Source organism: Nitrobacter winogradskyi (genome assembly GCF_006539545.1).
GTDB classification, from domain to species: Bacteria; Pseudomonadota; Alphaproteobacteria; order Rhizobiales; family Xanthobacteraceae; genus Nitrobacter; species Nitrobacter winogradskyi_A.
The window spans coordinates 33,691-51,079 of record NZ_BJNF01000041.1; the positions used below are offsets into that span (position 1 = coordinate 33,691).

General features: G+C 60.0%; 12 protein-coding genes, 1 tRNA gene and 2 pseudogenes. 6 read left to right on the top strand and 9 right to left on the bottom strand.

Going from position 1 to position 17,389, the window contains the following annotated elements:
- Positions 1-182: 182 nt before the first annotated feature.
- The gene (locus NWI01_RS08415) at positions 183-2,255 is read left to right on the top strand and encodes a TonB-dependent receptor (RefSeq protein WP_244613697.1); all 2,073 of its coding nucleotides are present in this window, start codon (positions 183-185) and stop codon (positions 2,253-2,255) included.
- 181 nt (positions 2,256-2,436) lie between these two features.
- Here NWI01_RS08415 and NWI01_RS08420 read toward each other — a convergent pair.
- From NWI01_RS08420 to NWI01_RS08445, 6 genes and pseudogenes are all read right to left on the bottom strand, one after another.
- Positions 2,437-3,020 (bottom strand): annotated as a pseudogene (locus NWI01_RS08420) (ATP-binding protein); the annotation flags it as partial.
- Positions 3,021-3,527: 507 nt separating this feature from the next.
- A tRNA-Ser gene (locus NWI01_RS08425) sits at positions 3,528-3,617 on the bottom strand.
- A gap of 323 nt (positions 3,618-3,940) precedes the next feature.
- A complete protein-coding gene (locus NWI01_RS08430; protein WP_244613696.1) occupies positions 3,941-6,298 on the bottom strand; it encodes a TonB-dependent siderophore receptor in 2,358 nt (785 codons plus the stop codon).
- A 457-nt stretch (positions 6,299-6,755) separates the two neighbouring features.
- Entirely contained in the window at positions 6,756-7,709 is a 954-nt protein-coding gene (locus tag NWI01_RS08435) for a FecR family protein (protein WP_181410415.1), read from the bottom strand.
- 113 nt (positions 7,710-7,822) lie between these two features.
- Positions 7,823-8,332 carry an RNA polymerase sigma factor gene (locus NWI01_RS08440; protein WP_141383429.1) on the bottom strand — a complete coding sequence of 170 codons (510 nt, stop codon included), beginning with the start codon at positions 8,330-8,332 and terminating at the stop codon, positions 7,823-7,825.
- A 273-nt stretch (positions 8,333-8,605) separates the two neighbouring features.
- Positions 8,606-9,688 (bottom strand): PepSY-associated TM helix domain-containing protein, encoded by a 1,083-nt coding sequence (locus NWI01_RS08445; RefSeq protein WP_141383430.1) that lies wholly within the window; start codon positions 9,686-9,688, stop codon positions 8,606-8,608.
- On the opposite strand from NWI01_RS08445, the pseudogene NWI01_RS08450 reads away from it, so the two are divergent.
- A pseudogene (locus NWI01_RS08450) lies at positions 9,668-10,063 on the top strand (IS701 family transposase); the annotation flags it as partial. The gene NWI01_RS08445 and the pseudogene NWI01_RS08450 sit on opposite strands and share 21 nt — an antisense overlap.
- Positions 10,064-10,312: 249 nt before the next feature.
- Here the strand turns inward: NWI01_RS08450 and NWI01_RS08455 are convergent.
- Both NWI01_RS08455 and NWI01_RS20270 read right to left on the bottom strand, forming a co-directional pair.
- Complete coding sequence (locus NWI01_RS08455) at positions 10,313-11,398, bottom strand: HD-GYP domain-containing protein (RefSeq protein WP_141383431.1); 1,086 nt, start codon at positions 11,396-11,398, stop codon at positions 10,313-10,315.
- A gap of 294 nt (positions 11,399-11,692) precedes the next feature.
- The gene (locus NWI01_RS20270) at positions 11,693-11,899 is read right to left on the bottom strand and encodes a hypothetical protein (protein WP_375782173.1); all 207 of its coding nucleotides are present in this window, start codon (positions 11,897-11,899) and stop codon (positions 11,693-11,695) included.
- A 7-nt stretch (positions 11,900-11,906) separates the two neighbouring features.
- Between NWI01_RS20270 and NWI01_RS20275 the strand changes: the two genes are divergently transcribed.
- On the top strand, positions 11,907-12,101 hold the full coding sequence (locus NWI01_RS20275) for a hypothetical protein (protein WP_375782174.1): 195 nt from the start codon (positions 11,907-11,909) through the stop codon (positions 12,099-12,101).
- 93 nt (positions 12,102-12,194) lie between these two features.
- Here the strand turns inward: NWI01_RS20275 and NWI01_RS08465 are convergent, their stop codons facing one another.
- A complete protein-coding gene (locus tag NWI01_RS08465; RefSeq protein WP_141383432.1) occupies positions 12,195-12,509 on the bottom strand; it encodes a hypothetical protein in 315 nt (104 codons plus the stop codon).
- Between the two features lie 354 nt (positions 12,510-12,863).
- Between NWI01_RS08465 and rpsT the strand changes: the two genes are divergently transcribed.
- From rpsT to dnaN, 3 genes are all read left to right on the top strand, one after another.
- Entirely contained in the window at positions 12,864-13,130 is a 267-nt protein-coding gene (rpsT, locus tag NWI01_RS08470; RefSeq protein ID WP_141383433.1) for a 30S ribosomal protein S20, read from the top strand.
- Between the two features lie 1,434 nt (positions 13,131-14,564).
- Complete coding sequence (gene dnaA / locus NWI01_RS08475; RefSeq protein ID WP_141383434.1) at positions 14,565-15,992, top strand: chromosomal replication initiator protein DnaA; 1,428 nt, start codon at positions 14,565-14,567, stop codon at positions 15,990-15,992.
- Positions 15,993-16,203: 211 nt separating this feature from the next.
- Positions 16,204-17,322: a DNA polymerase III subunit beta gene (gene dnaN, locus NWI01_RS08480; RefSeq protein WP_141383435.1), complete on the top strand. Its 1,119-nt coding sequence runs from the start codon at positions 16,204-16,206 to the stop codon at positions 17,320-17,322.
- Positions 17,323-17,389: the final 67 nt, after the last annotated feature.

Below are 17,389 nucleotides of genomic sequence, written 5' to 3' on the forward strand. Positions count from 1 at the left end.
TGTGACACCGCATCCCCGAGCGGCAGGACCGGAGCACACCCCCCGCGGAGTTCTCGCGATATCACATCTTTCGCTCTTGCGAGGCATTCGCAACTATAATAATAATAAATGCTATTGCGACCTATTCGCGATCTAAGGTGGTGAGCGTGAGATTTTCCCGGTGGTTTTTGCAGACGTGCGTGATGGCCTTTTCAAGCGCTGCCGTGGCGCAGACGATCGATCTTCCGGAAGTGGTCGTCACATCCCCGAACCCGATACAGACAGCGCCGAACAGCGACGAGACCGGCTACCCAGGGGCGACTTCTCAGTCCGTTGCCGCAGCATCGTCGTTTACGTCGGTATCCGTGATGACCTCCCAGCAGGGGCTGACCCGAGGCGCCGCCTCACTGGGCGACGCGCTGAGCACAACGCCGGGCGTCTCATCCACCACCTTTTCACCGGTTGCCAGCCGACCCGTCATTCGCGGACTGGGCGGCTTCCGCGTGAGAACACAGGAGAACGGGATCGGCTCTCATGACATGGGCAATCTTGGAGAAGATCACGCTGTGACCATCGACCCGCTTGTTGCCGGCAGCGTCGAAGTTATCCGAGGTCCGGGCACATTGCGGTATGGTTCACAGGCGATCGGCGGCGTGGTCAGCGCAAACAACGGACGCATTCCAACAGTGATTCCGCCGAACGGAGTTGCGTTCGAGGCGCGTGGTGGTTTGAACAGCGTCAGCGGCGGCAAGGATGGCGCGCTGCTTCTCGATGCCGGAGGCGGGGATTTCGCTCTCCATGTCGACACCTTCAAACGAACCGCCGGGGACTATCGCATTCCGGGCGGGATCCAGGAAAATTCAAGCTACGCGTCGCAAGGATATGGTATCGGCGGCTCCCATCTTTTCAAGGATGGCTTCATCGGCGTGTCCTACCAAAGCACGGCCACGACATACTTTATTCCGGGCATCGATTCTGCCCGCGAGAAAAATCATATCGATCTGCTCCAATCGAAATGGAGCAGCCGGGGCGAATGGCGGCTCGGCGAAAGCGGGATCGATACACTTCGTTACTGGCTCGGGTTTACCGACTACAAGCACGACGAGATCGACGGTCTGGGCGCGGCGACCAATATCGGCTCTACGTTCCGGAACAGAGAACTCGAATCACGCGTGGAGGTGTCGCATCTGCCGTTCAGTACGGCATTCGGAGAACTGACGGGCGCGGCGGGCTTGCAATGGGGACGCCGCCGACTCTCCGTTAAAGGTGCGCAAGAGGAATTACTGTCCCCGGCGCGCGCGGAGAACCTCGCGGCGTTCATCTTCGAGGAACTGCAGCTTATGCCCGCCTTGCGCATGCAAGGCGCCGTTCGAATGGAACGCATCGCCATCGCCGGCACCGGTGCAAGCTTTCCATCGTCGTATCTTCCACCCCCCGACCAGCCAAGCCTCTTCGCGGTCAATCGCAGCTTCCTGCCTGTCAGCGCAAGCGCCGGACTGCTGTACGACCTGCCGTATGGCATGGTTGCGCGCGTCACGGCGCAGCATGTCGAGCGAGCTCCGGACCCTGTCGAACTTTTCTACAAGGGCCCCCACGACACACCGCGAACATTCGAAATCGGCGACCCGACGATGACGCTGGAAAAGGCCGACACGCTGGAAATCGGATTGAAGCGCGGACGCGGCGATACGCGGTTCGAAATCTCCGCCTACTACACAAAATACCAAAACTTCATCTACAAGAATTTTACAGGGCTGATGTGCAACGACAGTTTTGCAACGTGTGGCGCGCCGGGCGCAAGCTTCGATCAGATCATCTATTCGCAGCGTGACGCCACCTTCATGGGAGGCGAATTCCAGCTCGAACATGACGTGGCGCGTCTGTGGGATGGAATATGGGGCGTGGAGGCGCAATACGATATCGTCCGCGCCACATTCGCGGATGGCAGCTACGTGCCCAAGATACCGCCCTATCGCCTCGGCGGCGGACTGTTCTACCGCGATCCGAGCTGGAGCGCGCGCATCAATCTCCTGCACGCGTTTGCCCAGAACAATCTGGGCGCATTCGAGACTCCCACCCCCGGATACAATCTGCTCAACGCGGAGGTGAGCTATATGGCGAAACTGCCTACTCCGACATTCCCGACGGAACTGACGATCGGCCTGAGGGGAGAGAACCTGCTGAACGACAGCATTCGTTTTCATCAATCTTACAAGAAGGACGAGGTTCTGCAGCCCGGACGCAACATTCGTTTATTTGCGTCCGTCAAATTCTAGAGACCACCGTGTTCGGGGTCCTTAGAGCGTCTTGCCGATGAATTACGGAAGGTTCGTTCAGTATTGAGCTCCCGAAATTAGAACGGCGACGTGGCACACCTCTTGGCCCTCAACTCCGTCGCATCGCACATCGGAATATACTTCGGGACACATCTAAAGAGCCATCGCAGAACAATTCCTGTCAATCGGCACCGAACTTTGACCCCGTATCGGCGTCCAACTTTTGACCCCTTCGCGCGGCGTGGTTTGAGGGTAGCGCTTGTCTCGTCGGAGCTGGCCGGGATTGCGGAGACGGGACGAGCGCGGCTGGCGTGATCGCCGTCGCGGCTTTTGAATCGCCAGCTGTCGTTGCCGGTTTCGACGATGTCGCAGTGATGGGTCAACCGATTGAGCAGCGCGGTGGTCATCTTGGCGTCGCCGAATACGCTGGGCCATTCTCCGAAAGCGAGATTGGTTGTGACGATGACGGAAGCGCGCTCATAGAGCCGACTGACGAGATGGAAACAGAAGTTGGCCGCCGGATTGGGCAAAGGGTAGATATCCGAGTTCGTCCAGCACGATGAAGTCCATCCGGGTCAGATGTTCGGCAAGCCGGCCCTGACGTCCGTTACGGGTCTCGATCTCGAGGCGATCGACGAGGTCGACCACGTTGTAAAAGCGACCGCGGGCACCGGATCGGATGCAGCTTCTGGCGATTGCGATGGCCAGGTAGGTTTTGCCTGTGCCGGTGCCGCCGAAGAGCACGACGTTGCGCTGCTGAGAGAGCGTTTTCGAGCGAATTGGATCCGGTTCCCGCGAAGAAAACGCGTCAAAACAAAATCATAGAGCCCCGCTTCTGATTCAATCAGAAGCGGAAAGGCTCTAGGATCAGGAAAGGCACCGCCTATGACCGCAGCACAGCTTTCCCGGCTGTCTCAGCCAGTTGCGCAAGCAGCGCGCGCAGCGATCAATTCGGGCTCGCGTCGAGAATGACGGACCTGCGGCCTGATGAAGAAGGACGAAAGTAGGTTTGAACCTTTGGCTGGGCTCGAGCAACTCATTATCGCTGGGAATTTCAGCGCCCAGTGCGTATCAGCCAGCGCCGCCGGCGAACATATTCCGCCGCGCGGCGTTGCGTGTTGAATGCACAACTTTATCGCGGCCTGCTGACAGCCCCGGCCGGTCGGCTCAAGTCGCCGCAGGCGAGGTTCGCATCATGGGATCAAGCCCGGCTGCTACAGACGCTGGTGGCGGGAAGTGGCGTAAATTCAGTGCCCCACTCAGGGACTGAAGTGGCGGAGAGAGTGGGATTCGAACCCACGGTACGGTTTCCCGCACACACGCTTTCCAAGCGTGCGCCTTAAGCCACTCGGCCATCTCTCCGGGCCCCTTCTCATAGGCGGCGCACCAGTTTTTGCAAGAGACAACCGAGGGGAGAGAGGAGGTGCGGCACCGGGATTTCCCTGGCAATATACCGTGCTCATCGCCAGTGAGAGCTGTCTCGCGGTGATTTACCGCAGGTTCAGCATCCTTTTGCGCGCCGAATGGGCATGCCGGCCAGATGGGACTTGCGCCGGGTGAGCGGCGAAAGGGCTGACAGCCCAGTCAGGGTTAACATGCATACCGATGAACGCGCGCTGGCTGGTCCATCACTCTGTGCCCTGGTCGATGGAGATCACGCGAATCCAACCGTAATTGAGCGCCCGTCAGAACCTGTATGTCATGCTGAGCAGCACGCTGCGCGGCGCGCCCCATGAGTAGCCATTGTACCAGCCATAGAACGTATAGTATTTGTTATCGAGCAGGTTCCTGATGTTGAGCGTGGCTGACAACTTATCGTTGAACTTGTAGCTCGCCATCGCATCCACGACCCAATAGCTCGGCGCGGTATGCCATATCGAGCCATCAATCGGGTGCGTGACTTTATCCGAGGTCGTATCCACCCAGCGCGTACCGCCGCCTACCATCAAACCATCGAGCGCGCCGTCGAGCTTGTAGGTGCTGTAGAACGTGAACTGGTTCGCCGGAGTGAACGCGGAAACCCTCTCATTATTCAGCATCGAGATGTTGTGGGTGAACCCGGCCTGAAGCTGCCACCGCGGCGAGAGTTGACCCGAAATTTCCAGTTCAAAACCCTTGGTGACCACGCCGTCCGCCGGACGGTAGGCCGGTGTTCCGTTTGGCGTGAGACCACCGGTCGGGACCGCGTAGTTGTCCTGCTTGACTTGAAAGTATGCGGCGCTGGCGTTGATGCGTCCGTCGAGAAAGGCGGCCTTGAGACCGACCTCCGTATTTATGCCTTCGATCGGCGGGAGCGTCGTGCCCTGCTCATTCAGTGCTGCCTGGGGCTGGAAAATTCCGGTGTAGCTGGCATAGGCGGAAAGAACATCGGTGATATCGAAGATGGCGCCGTAATACGGGATTACCTGACCCGACTTTTTCAGATGGGTGCTGACTCCAAAGACGCGTTGTCGCGCTTCATAGTTTGTGATGCGCGCGCCCAGTAACACCTTCAGCCTGTCATGTGCCTGAAGCCGCGTCATCGCGTAGAATGAGTTCTCTTCAAAAATCTCTTTGTTGGGATCGTCCGGCAGGAACGGTATCCACCCCGGCTTGGGAAAGTTGCCGGTCCAGTTATAATAGTCGGGCACATTGACGTTCGAGTCAGCCGCGTTGTGATTTACACGCACCCGGTTTTGTCTTGATGTGCTGCCGCCGAGAACAAGTTCGTGCTTGCGATCGAACAGCCAGAGCGGTCCGCTCGCATAAACATTGGCCGCTGTTGTTTCAGCCTTGCTGGTCCACACGTTCCGCCACATCGTCACGCCTGAGCCGTTCAGCGGGTCAGGAAAGCCGCCACAGGCGCAGCCGACCGTGGCGTCGTAACCGCCAATCTGATGGTTGAGTTGCAGCTTGACCCTCCATTCGTTGTCGAACCGGTGTTCGAGCTTGGCGAAGCTGTTGTAGGTGTACGCCTCCCAGGTGCTCCAGTTCGTCGCGGGATTGAACGACCGCGGCATTTCGTTGAATTCGCCGAGGCGGTTGAACATGAGGATCACGCCGTGGGCCGTTCCTCTCGGAAGACTGCGCTGATAGTCCGCGCCGACAGTGAACAACGTATCCGGCGTCAGATCGGCCTCGACGATCCCGTAAAACAGCGAGCTTTTACGGTGATAATGATCGAGGTACGATTCATTATCCTGATGTGCGGTGACGAAGCGGCCACGCACGGTCCCACTCTCGTTCAGCGCACCGCTAATGTCGAGTTCACCGCGATAGTCGTTCCAGGAACCAGCGTTGAGCGTCGTGTAGCCCTGAAACGCGCGGGTCGGTTTCTTGCGGATCATGTTGATCGTCGCGCCGGGGTCGCCGACGCCTGTCAAAAGGCCCGACGCTCCCTTCAGAACTTCCACCCGATCGTACATCGCCATGTCCGTTCGCTGCTCGGTGGTGGCGTTGGCGCCGGCAAAGTTCTGAAAAGAGATCGGCACCCCGTCATACCGGAAATTCCGAACCATGAAACCACGGGCATAGAACATGGTTCGTTCACCTCCGGCATTCACGGTGCTGAGGCCCGGCGTATGATCGATGACCTCGCTGACCGATCTCAGGTTGAAATCCTCGACGTGCTGACGCGTGATGACGCTGACCGACTGCGGCGTTTCGCGTGGGCTGAGTTGAAGCCCCGTGGCGGTCGCTGTCACGCTCGGCGTATAGACGCCCGTGCCCTCGGTCCGGCCGGGATCGCTCGACGATGCTCCCTCCACGTCGATGGTATCGAGCGAGATTGCGTCGGCCGGCACTCCGCCGACCGCCACGGGCGCGCCCGGCCGCTCGATCGTGACGTTCGAACCGCCCGAGAATCGAAACGTGAGTCCGGTGCCGCCGAGAAGTTGCGCCAGCGCCTGCTGCGACGTGTAGGTGCCGTTGAGTCCGCGGGTACGCAAGCCGCGTGTCGTTTCCCCGCTGTAAAGCAGCTGAAGCTGCGATATATCAGCAAAACGATTGAGCGCGTTAGCCAGCGGGCCGGCTGGAATCGCATAGCTTCGCGCGGATGAAGCCACGGCTGTCGCCTGGGACGCGGATTGCGCGTTCACTTGAATCGGCATCAGCAGTGTTGAGAGCGCTGTTGTTGCACTCAGGACCGCCGCCAACCTCTTCCAGCTCGTGCCTTGTCCATTATTATTGATCTTCGATCGCATCCCGCGCCCCCGATATACCCCTCAAGCTCCCGCGCCGCGCTCGCCGTTCGAGGCTTCCGCAGACAGGGTCTTCATTGGTGTGACGCCGGGCGGCGCCAAACGGGGATGTCGCGGACGAAAATAAAATCGCGTCACAGTCCGAATTCAGAAAAGGCTGACCTGGACTCTGACGTTATTCTTCATTCGAGCATGATCTTTCCCGAAAACCGGTACCCACTTTGCGCTGGCGCGGCCCTTCGGGTCGGGATCATGCTCTGGAAGTTATTGTCTGGTCGCGTTTTCTTTACGCGAACCGGTATCCACTTCGCTCGAAAACGCTCTAGCGGTGCAGGAGGATCAGGAGATTCGTCAGCCGCGTTGAATGCAGGCCGAGCGTTCCCTCGATGGCGTCGAGCACGCCGACGGGATTGCGCATGTCGAACACGCCGCTCACGGGATGACTGCTGATTGAGCTGTCAGTGATCTGAATACGACCGGAGTGATAGCGATTGAGTTCGGCGATCACCTCACCCAGCGGCTTATCGACGAAAATCAGCTTGCCGCGCTGCCACGCCGTTTCCGCGCCCGCATCGACCGATCGGACCGCCCCCACGCCAGCGCTCGAATAACGCACGGTCTCACCGGGCGACAGTTCGACCACGGGGGACCGTCCGGCAAGGTATGACACGCCGACGCGGCTCTCCAGCACGGTGACGGAAACACCCTCGTCCTCCCGCCGCACCGCAAAGGCCGTTCCCAGCGCCCGCGCCTCGCCAGCGTCGGCATCAACGAGAAACGGCCGCGACGCATCCTTGGCCACCGTGAACAACGCCTCGCCGCGAAGCAGGCGGATGCGCCTCACGCCGGGGGAATAATCGATCGCGATCGCGCTCGCTGTGTTGAGCACGGCGCTTGAGCCATCGGAAAGTGTAACCGTCCTGGTTTCTCCGGTCCCGGTATAGGCGTCGGCCTGCAAGCGCATCGGCAGGTCGAGGCTATATCCCGCGCCAAAAATCACAAGGACGGCGGCCGCCGCCGCCAGCGCCTGCTGACGGATGCCGCGCCATAGCGAGCGCCTCGATGATGATAGGTGCGCGGATGCGATGGCCGGGCGTGGAAGCACCGCCACCTCACGCCATGTCGCATCGATTTCCGCGTAGGCGGCCCGGTTCACGGGATCGCTGATCCATCGCTCGAATTCAGCCCGCTCAGTCGCCGACAGCATTCCACCGTCGCGCCTGATGTACCATTCGGCAGCTTCATCCAGGATCGATGTCTTGTCGCCGTGTTCCATGGCCGGGTTCAGCATCCTCGCGCGACTCGCAGGATGAGGGTTGCGGTCGAGCCGCACTCTTGCCTGTATGACGACGAAATTCAAAAGAACAGGAGGTCCGGATCGCAAAAAAATCAATCGCCTTCCCGCACGCGCCGGGCGCAATGAGCGATCGCCAGCCGAAGATGCTTGGAGACCATGTTGCGGCTGATGCCCATATGCCGAGCGATTTCATCGTAGTCGAGGCCGTCGAAGCGCCGGAGAACGAAGCATTCGCGGCAGCGCGGCGGAAGCTCGGCGATGGCTTTGGACAGCAATGCGAGCCGCTGTCTGGCGACCAGCTGACGTTCAGCGTCCGCCGACTCGTCAATGATCTCCACCTCATCGACAGACCATTCGGCAACCAGCTCGTGGCGCTGGGCCTTGCGTTGGTGGTCAATGACGAGATTGCTGACCACGCGGTAGAGGAAGGCGCGAGGGTTCGCGATCTCCTCGTTCCGCGCGCTCGCCACCCGCAGGCACGCTTCCTGAACCACGTCCTCCGCGAGCGTGGCGTTACGGAGCTTGCGGCGGGCGAACGACCGCAACTCGAAATAATGGCTTTCGATCAGTTGTCCAATGGGATGGATAATGGCTTCGGTCATGACATGACGCCGCTTGGGATACGCGTTAGGCGCGCTTTGGGTCTCATCGTCGCGGTGGTGAGGCACCTATAGTGAGACGGCAAAACGGTTGCAATCTCAATAATATAGATCGGTTCTAAACTTGGGACCGGCAGGTCTCGCCGGGGAGGCGATTTCGCGCCGGGCAAGCCTCACGCCCCGCAGTCCACAAGAGCACCCGGCGCCGCCGCTTTTGCGGCCAACGGTCGTCGCCTCAATCATCCCGCAAACGCAGGACAGCGGATGCGCCCAACTCTAGGCGCGCCGCGCCTGCAGCTTCCTCCACCAGACAATGACACCGGTGATACTCAGCACCAGAACCAAGACACCGGCGAGGCAAATAAGGACCCGCCCGGGAAGCCCGAGAATTTGGCCGGTATGCAGCGGAAACTGCCAGTCCATGAATTTGTCTCCGGCCTTTCCAGCCTCGTAGCTCCGCATGCGGCGAATATCGCCAGTATCTCCATCGACGAAGACCTGCGTGTGTTCGAGCCGAAGGAAGGCGTTCTCCCGCCCCGGAGGCTTCAACGCCACCCAATAGACGTTGCGATCTTTCACGTAGGACAGATACGCGACCGTGAGATCCCTGCTCTCCTCCGGCAACGCGCCAAGCGCGTGCGAGACCGCGGTTGCGTAAGTGATCCTTGGCGGCGCATCGGAACGCGGCGGCTGTGTCGTCGGCGGCAGCCACTCCGCATCGTCCATCTGCGCGAAGATCCGGACGACGGGCCTGACGATCTCCTCACCGAGGTTGAGGCTGACGCTCGTCATGGCCAGGATGAAGATCACGATCCAGAACCACAGTCCGCTCGCGCGATGAATGTCGAGATTGATGCGGGTGAAGCGTGCCTGATACTTGATCTGCCAGGCGGGCTTCCAGCGTTCCCACCAGTTCTTCTGCTTGCCTTTCGCGACCTTCGGAGCTGCCGCCTTCATCGGCAGCGTGAGATAGAAACCGACGAAGCAATCGAACATCCACATCAAGGCGATGATGCCCAGCAGAATGATGCCGACATTCTCCGGAATGTGCAGGGAATAGTGCAGCTTGTAGAGGAAAGGCATGATGTGAACGCGATCGAACCGGGCCGCGCCCCACATCCGATCACCGAGCACGCGCCCGTCATAGGGGTCCACGAAAGCATCGCTATAGTCGAGCCGATATTTACTTCCGGTCGCGGGATCGATGCGTGCGCGGACATAGACGCGAACGCTGTCATAAGCGTTCGGCCGGTAGTTCAGGCCGGTCACCTCGATTTCCGGACGTTGTTCGTGAATCCGATCGATCAGCTTGTTGGGTGACAGATGCGGATGGTCACGGACTATGACCAGATGCACCATTTTATCGCCGATGGCGTCTGGGACGCGGCGCCGTTGGAAGCGGAGTTGCTCGTTCAGGCCGATCGGCTGGTCGGCGGCAACGACGCAGTGCTGGTCATCGACGACACATCGCTGCCGAAGAAGGGTGATCGTTCGGTTGGCGTCGCTCCGCAGTATGCATCGACCCTTGGCAAGACGGCCAATTGTCAAACGTTGGTGTCGCTGACACTTGCCCGCGGCGAAGTGCCTGTCATGGTAGCGCTGCGGCTGTTTTTGCCCGAGAGTTGGACGAGCGATCCGGCGCGTTTGAAACGTGCCGGTGTTCCAATCGAGCATGGCGGGGCGCGGTCCAAGCCGGAGATCGCGCTGGCGGAGATTGATCGCGTGATCGCCTCCGCGAAATGCAACGGCACGAATAAATCTGCCAAAGTAGGGCTAGGGCGTAGCCGAGCCTAAAAAGGCTTGCAATGATAGCGATCTAGATTGTCTCTAAAGCGGCCAGACCGTCGACTGACGCCAGCTCGACCTGAAACGGTTTTCTCCGTGCAAGGTTGAATTAGCGCGAGGCTTATTCCCGCGACCACACGCCCTGTTGATCCCGGTGTCCGATGGTCTTCGAATGGAAGGATGCGCTTTGGGCCAGGTTCAGCATCCCAACGCCACCGGACGAAACGCCTGCAGCAAATGCTGATCGATCTTGCCGCCCATTTCCTCCATGGTCGCAAAGGATTTGGCGTGCGTTAAGGGAAGACGATAGGCTCGCTTCTCGACCAGCGCGGCATGAATGTCCACGATCGTGGTGAGGCGCACGATGTCACTGATCTGATCGCCACGCAGGCCATCCGGATAGCCCGAGCCATCGAGCATCTCATGATGGTGCAGAACAACGTCGAGCATCTCGGACGGAAAGCCGCCCTGCCTCACGAGGGCGTCGTAACCCAGTCGCGCATGCCGGCGAATTTCATCCTTCTCCTCGTCGTCGAGCCTGCCTGGTTTATCGAGGATGGCGACGGGAACGAAGGCCTTCCCCACATCATGAAGCAAGGCGGCGCGCGCAAGCCGGCGCTGGTCGTCCTCTCGCATTCCGAGATGCTGCGCGAAGGCGGCGGCGAAGCCGGTCACGAACAGGCAGTGACGATAGGTATGAGTATGGTGTCGCCCGACGGTGGCCAGCCAGTCACGCAACGAAGCGAGCTTGATCGCCGTCAGAATTTCCTGCTCCGCCTCCATGACATCGCTGAAGGAGAGCGGAACGCCGGCCGGAAGACTCTCGAATATCTTCACCAGTACGGCATGCGCCGCGGCAATACCCCGATTCAGAGCGTTGGCGTTCGCTGTGCTGCCGTCGTCGTCCGGAAATGCGGCGCGGACACGCTGCAGAACGGCTTGCGCGTCCAACGGGCGCAAGATGGTATCGGTGGCGTCGAGCGCCCCCGCCTGCATCGACGCGTGGTGAAACGTATCAGCAAGAACGAACAGCCGCGGCATCGATCGATAGGCTTCGGCGCACAGCTTGCTGCGCACCTGCATCACGCTTTCAAGCGAGCGCAGATTGATATCGACGACGATACCCGCAAATCGACCCGCCGGACTCTCCGGAATCCCGGAGAGTCCGGTGGTATCAACGTCGGCTACACATTGCAGAATAGCCCACAGATCTCTGCTGCGGTCGATCCGGTCGGACGCGAGAAGCAAACGGCGCCTTTTGCGCGATCCGGTTGTGGGCGTCATTGGTCCTCATGGGTGTCAGTTCGGCGCTTTGGGAACTTTAACGGATAAGTAGATTCGCGAAGATTAAGAGGTAGTGTTAACGCTTGCGTAAGCCGATCTCCGACAGTCAACGGCACAGGCTGCGTCGGCCAGGGATTCTCCGGGATCCGGCCCGCTGGCTACTCGGGGCGAGGGCCTATGGTCACCTGGCCACCCTCGCGGAGACGTGGAGGAACAGCGCGAATGTGTTAAATCCGCCCTCGGCGCTTCTCTCAAACAGACGCTTTTCGCAATCAAAGACGTTATTCTGGGTCGTCAGAAATTCCAGACGATCTTCATTCCGTCGTACCGGCCAGGCGGCATCATGAAACAGCGGATATCAGTCTCTTGGTTGACATGCCTTTGGTTGACATGCCTTGTTGCGTTTTTCGCGGCCTGGGTTCCCCCCGGACGCGCGCAGCCGGCATACTCGCCGCCTTTTACCGAAACGCTCTCAAACCACGTTCCGCTGGCTTTCGGCATGGATCCGATGACCGCCGCGAATGCGCTTGGCGAGCCCCTGAACTACATGGGAGGCTCACCCGGCAACGAGGTATTCCTGGCGCTGCTAAAGTACGGCGGCAGCAACCTCTTCAACCGCAAGGATCGCCTCTACCTGCAATTCCGCAGAGGACGCCTCGTGGGCTGGAAGGCTGACTGGGGTCGGAACTGGATGTGGCGATAGCGGCTATCGTCGCGAAGCGAGATCGCACGGTTCCGCAGCGGCTATGGTTAACAGAGGGTATCCACGCGGGGTCGATACTCAGGCTCCAGCCGCTCAATCCCGCGCGTAGCCGATCAGCGGCGGTCGCGGCCGGAACAGCAGCATCAAAAGAAGGCCCGCGACGCCGAGCACCGCGAAGGCTGGCTGATTCAAAACCAGCTTGACGAGGTCCCACATCCAGGGAGCCAAGGCTTCGATCTGGGTCCGGACCGCGTGCTGGCTCGACTGATGAACATCGTTCCAGAACTCGCCGAGTTTGGTCAGCCGCACGGCCTGATCAGCGATTGACCGGGCGCCGTCATAGATCAGAAAAATGAAACCGCCGGCCAGCAGCAGCAGCCCGATGAAACGAAGAATCGCACGGATCATGGCCTCACCCGCTCCTTATTTCCCGACGGTCGCAGATCGCCCCTTATCCCTCGAAGCCACGAAATTCAATCTCGCCAGCGTCTCTTTCGAGGGTTTCGAGAAGACCCTTTTTCGCCGCTTCCGCCCATGGGGAGACATTGACGCTCGAAAACAGGGGCTCTATAAGACCGCCAATGGCGGCGGGACGATCCCGCCGCCGCTGTTCTTTGAAAAAGACCCCTCGCGAGGCCGTGAACTCCGGGGACGGCATTTTCAGGAACACAGGAAAACACATTCAGGCCCATCCGCGCAATCGAACGACCAGCCACCGGCTGGTATCTCGTGGCGGGCACCGCCGAAGGATTCGTTGAGACCATGGCCAATACGACCTCCGCCAAGAAAGCGACACGCAAGATTGCCCGCCGGACCGCCGTCAACAGATCGCGGCGCACCCTGATGCGCGGCACGGTCCGGATCGTCGAGGAAGCGATCGCGAAGGGCGATCGTGACGCCGCGATCCAGGCGATGAAGCGCGCGGAGCCGGAATTGATGCGAGCCGGCCAGCAGAACATCATTCATAAGAATAATGCGAGCCGCAAGGTTTCCCGGCTGACGCACCGAATCGCCAAGCTCGCGAAATGAGCTGATCAGGACGCTTTGCGTCGGCATTTTCAGAAGGCCCGGCCGAACGCCGGGCCTTTATTTTTTGCGCGGCCAGACCCGAATCCGGCGCCCGCCAGATGGAGTACTTCGCGACGAAGGGGATGACCTGTTCGCCGCACGAAGAACCAACCAGACAATAGAGCATGGTCCGATCAACTTGATCGGATCATGCCCTGGAATGGTAACAGGACACTTCAGCAGCTCACGGCGCGCCGTCTGATGACAGCATCACGCCATCGATCGCCACGGCCGTTCGCTCCACGTTCAACAGCGCGACGACGCGATACGAAAACGGAACGCCCCCGATCCGATCGTTTGGACCTGAAGCAACAGCTATCCAGCTACGCGCGGCAGCCTTCTTCCTTTCCGAAGCGAGCCTATCGCTCTTTCTCCTTCGATATATATGTACGTATATATCCATAAATTTCGCGGGGACACTCCGGTGAGCGCGCAGCCGGCAAAGGCTACCCGCAAAAACAGCCAGAAAAAAATACGCCTAGCTAACCACTTATCTCCATAGCGTGAGGAAGCACTTTCAAAACGACCTCGCGTTTCGCCCTCGTTTATCCTTTCTTAAAGTATTTTAGACAGCGCGGCGAATTTGTAACACCGCACGAAAGACATCGAATCCACGCGCAGATTCAAACCGTTGCTGATTGGGCGCGCCGGAAGTCGAGCATGTCCCGTGCTCTCATTCGATTTGCGCGACGCAGCCGCGACGCGAAAGCCGTTGCGAGAATTGGAGCGTGGTGTATTTCTCTAGGGGCTCGCGGCACTCGCGGCTCTTCAGATAATTCTGATGAGATAATCTTGAGTGGACGTGCATATCGGCGGCGATATTCACGTTAGTGAAGCTTTCCATGTGATGGCGAATGACAACTCATAGCAACATGAGAACGGATGTTTCATGCCGAAATTTCTTGCCTGCAACGTTGACCTCAAACGTTGCCAGCAAGAGACACGCTTCGGCCATGCCCCATCTTCCCCGAAAAGAACGGGCAAGTTGACCTGGTGAGTTAGAGTGCGGGCGTAGCGATCCGGCGACTTCGGCGTCGGGTTTGCAGACTGAATTTGAAATTGATGTGAGAGGACATCTCGGCGCGGTTCGTCGCAGCGAGGAGGGGATTTATGTCGAATAAGAACACCACCAGATTTCATTCATGGAATTATCTCACCGACGTTTTCTCGAACACGACGACATTCTTGCGCGCTGTCATGCAATCCGCGGCCGGATCATCGAGCCGCCACTGACCCCGTCTTCGCTTTGTTTTCAGTCCTCCGAATCGCTTACGGTACTCAGCCGAACGATGGGTCATGACTGAACGGGCGCACGGAGGGATCACGGCGAACGCTTGATCTTCAACAGAGCAGTCGCATCGCAACAACCTTTAACCAGAAAAGTCGTCACAAGACATGTCAGACACGGAACAGGAGCGCTGGTCGCGGGTGAAGGGTCGATTGCGATCGACCGTGGGAGAGGACATCTATTCAAGCTGGTTTGCGAGAATGGATCTTGAAAGCGTGCATGGCGAGAGCGTTCGCCTGTCGGTCCCGACCCGCTTTCTGAAAAGCTGGATCCAGGCGCACTACGCAGAGCGCGTGCTGTCTTGCTGGCAGGCCGAACTGCCGGACGTGCACCGGATCGATCTCACCGTGCGCTCGGCCATGCGCTGCGCCGCGCCCGTCCGGGAAGCGCCCGCGACCGATGCGCGCCGCCCCGAACGCAGCGAGGGCCGGGACGGCGTTGAGTTGAAAACGGTTGCGACCGCTCCGGCGTCCGCCAACCATGACGCACTCGGCGGTTCGCCTCTCGACCCGAGGCTGACGTTTCAAAGTTTCGTCACCGGCCGCTCCAATACGCTGGCCCACGCGGCGGCGCGCCAGGTCGCCGAAGGCCGGCGCGGCGACAGCGTGATGTTCAACCCGCTCTACATTCACGCCGGCGTGGGCCTTGGCAAAACGCATCTGCTGCAAGCCGTCACATGGGCGGGGAATGCAGGCACGGAACGCAGGGTACTCTATCTGACGGCGGAGAAGTTCATGTATGGCTTCGTCGCCGCGCTGAAGACGCAGACGGCGCTCGCTTTCAAGGAAGCGCTCCGCGGCATCGACGTTCTGGTCATCGACGACCTGCAGTTCCTGCAAGGCAAATCGACCCAGGCTGAATTCTGCCACACCCTGAATGCGCTCATCGATGCCGGCCGCCAGGTCGTCATTGCCGCCGACCGGCCGCCGTCCGACCTGGAAAGCCTCGACGATCGCGTGCGGTCACGGCTCGCCGGCGGGCTCGTGGTCGAAATGGGATCGCTCGGCGAGGAGCTTCGGCTCGGGATCCTGCGGTCGCGGGTTGAAGCCGCCCGAGTCCATCACGCCAGTTTCGACGTGCCGGAGCCGGTCCTTGATTACCTCGCGAAAGCGATCACGCATAACGGGCGCGACCTCGAAGGCGCGATCAACCGGCTTCTGGCGCACAGCAAGCTCAACGCCCAGCCGGTCACGCTCGAAATGGCCGAGCGCGAGGTCCGTGACCTGGTCCGTCCGCAGGAACCCCGGCGCATCAAGATCGAGGACATCCAGCGAGTCGTTGCGCGGCAGTACAATGTAAGCCGCTCGGACCTTCTTTCCTCGCGCCGCACCGCCAACGTGGTGCGGCCGCGGCAGGTCGCGATGTATCTGGCTAAAACGCTGACGTTGCGTTCCCTGCCCGAGATCGGCCGCCGGTTCGGGGGCCGGGATCATACCACCGTGCTGCACGCCGTGCGCAAGATCGAGGCGCTGGTGTCGAAGGACGCGACGCTCTCCGACGAAGTCGAACTGCTGAAACGCCAGTTGCAGGAATAGACTCGGGAAGAATCCTTCCGGAAAAAGCCGGGCCGGGGCGAACCGCAGGGGCTTGCGCAGGAGGGACTTCCGCGTCACCTTACGGCCCCGCCGGATTTAAGCGAAATCAGCCTTGAGCTTCGAGGTCTCGCTTAAACTCCGAGGTCTTGGTGCCGCGAGTTCTCGCGGCATTTTCAGCACACGACCTGAACTTGGATCGGACGGATTTGCAATGAAGGTCACCGTCGAACGCGCGCAACTGCTGAAATCGCTCGGCCACGTCCATCGCGTTGTCGAACGGCGGAACACGATTCCGATCCTGGGAAACGTGCTGGTCCGCGCCGAGAACGCCAAACTGTCGCTGAAGGCGACCGATCTCGATCTGGAGGTGACGGAAACGCTGGCGGCGGAAACCGGCACGGTCGGCTCGACCACGGTTCCAGCGCACATGTTCTACGACATCATCCGCAAGCTGCCCGATGGCGCGCAGATCGTGCTGGAAGGCGACGGCGACCGCTCGGTTCTGACCATCCGCGCCGGACGCTCCCGCTTCACCCTGCAGACGCTGCCGGAGAATGATTTCCCTGACCTTGCGGCCGGCGAGATGACGCATGCTTTCACGTTGGCTGCGGCAGACCTGAAGCGGCTGATCGATCGCACCCAGTTCGCGATCTCGACCGAAGAGACCCGCTATTATCTCAACGGCATCTACCTGCACGGCGCGGGCACCGCAAATAACGCGACGCTGCGCGGCGTCGCGACCGACGGTCATCGCCTTGCGCAACTCGATCTCGCTTTGCCGAAGGGCGCTGAGGGAATGCCCGGAATCATCATTCCGCGCAAGACGGTCGGCGAGGTGCAGCGGTTGATCGAGGATAGCGAGGCGGAGATCGGAATCGAACTGTCGCAGGGCAAGATCCGCTTTACTCTCGGCAACATCGTGCTGACCTCCAAGCTGATCGACGGCACCTTCCCGGACTACGGCCGCGTGATCCCGCAGAACAACGACAAGGAACTGGTCGTCGACAAGAAGGATTTCGAGGCCGCGGTCGATCGCGTCTCGACGATTTCCAGCGAGCGTGGCCGCGCCGTGAAGCTGGCGCTGTCAGCGGGCAAGCTGGTTCTGTCCGTGACCAATCCCGATTCCGGCAGCGCCACCGAGGAACTTGAAGTCGAATACGCCTCCGACGCACTCGATATCGGATTCAACTCACGCTATCTCCTGGACATCGCCGCGCAGATCGAGGGCGAAGCCGCAGTGCTGAAGCTCGCCGATCCCGGATCGCCAACGCTGGTGCACGACAGAGATTCGAGGGGCGCGCTCTACGTCCTGATGCCGATGCGGGTGTGAGGAATTTCTCGGATCGCCAAGTCTCCGGTTTCGCTCTCTCCCCTGGCAGGAGAGGGAAATATTGCTC

Bases quoted from the DNA above. Each gene is read 5' to 3' on its own strand.
- rpsT (WP_141383433.1), top strand. From the start codon at position 12,864: ATGGCCAATACGACCTCCGCCAAGAAAGCGACACGCAAGATTGCCCGC.
- dnaA (WP_141383434.1), top strand. From the start codon at position 14,565: ATGTCAGACACGGAACAGGAGCGCTGGTCGCGGGTGAAGGGTCGATTG.
- NWI01_RS20275 (WP_375782174.1), top strand. From the start codon at position 11,907: ATGACCGCCGCGAATGCGCTTGGCGAGCCCCTGAACTACATGGGAGGC.
- NWI01_RS08465 (WP_141383432.1), bottom strand. From the start codon at position 12,509: ATGATCCGTGCGATTCTTCGTTTCATCGGGCTGCTGCTGCTGGCCGGC.
- NWI01_RS08455 (WP_141383431.1), bottom strand. From the start codon at position 11,398: ATGACGCCCACAACCGGATCGCGCAAAAGGCGCCGTTTGCTTCTCGCG.
- NWI01_RS08415 (WP_244613697.1), top strand. From the start codon at position 183: ATGGCCTTTTCAAGCGCTGCCGTGGCGCAGACGATCGATCTTCCGGAA.
- NWI01_RS08435 (WP_181410415.1), bottom strand. From the start codon at position 7,709: ATGGAACACGGCGACAAGACATCGATCCTGGATGAAGCTGCCGAATGG.
- NWI01_RS20270 (WP_375782173.1), bottom strand. From the start codon at position 11,899: ATGCCGAAAGCCAGCGGAACGTGGTTTGAGAGCGTTTCGGTAAAAGGC.
- NWI01_RS08445 (WP_141383430.1), bottom strand. From the start codon at position 9,688: ATGGTGCATCTGGTCATAGTCCGTGACCATCCGCATCTGTCACCCAAC.
- NWI01_RS08440 (WP_141383429.1), bottom strand. From the start codon at position 8,332: ATGACCGAAGCCATTATCCATCCCATTGGACAACTGATCGAAAGCCAT.
- dnaN (WP_141383435.1), top strand. From the start codon at position 16,204: ATGAAGGTCACCGTCGAACGCGCGCAACTGCTGAAATCGCTCGGCCAC.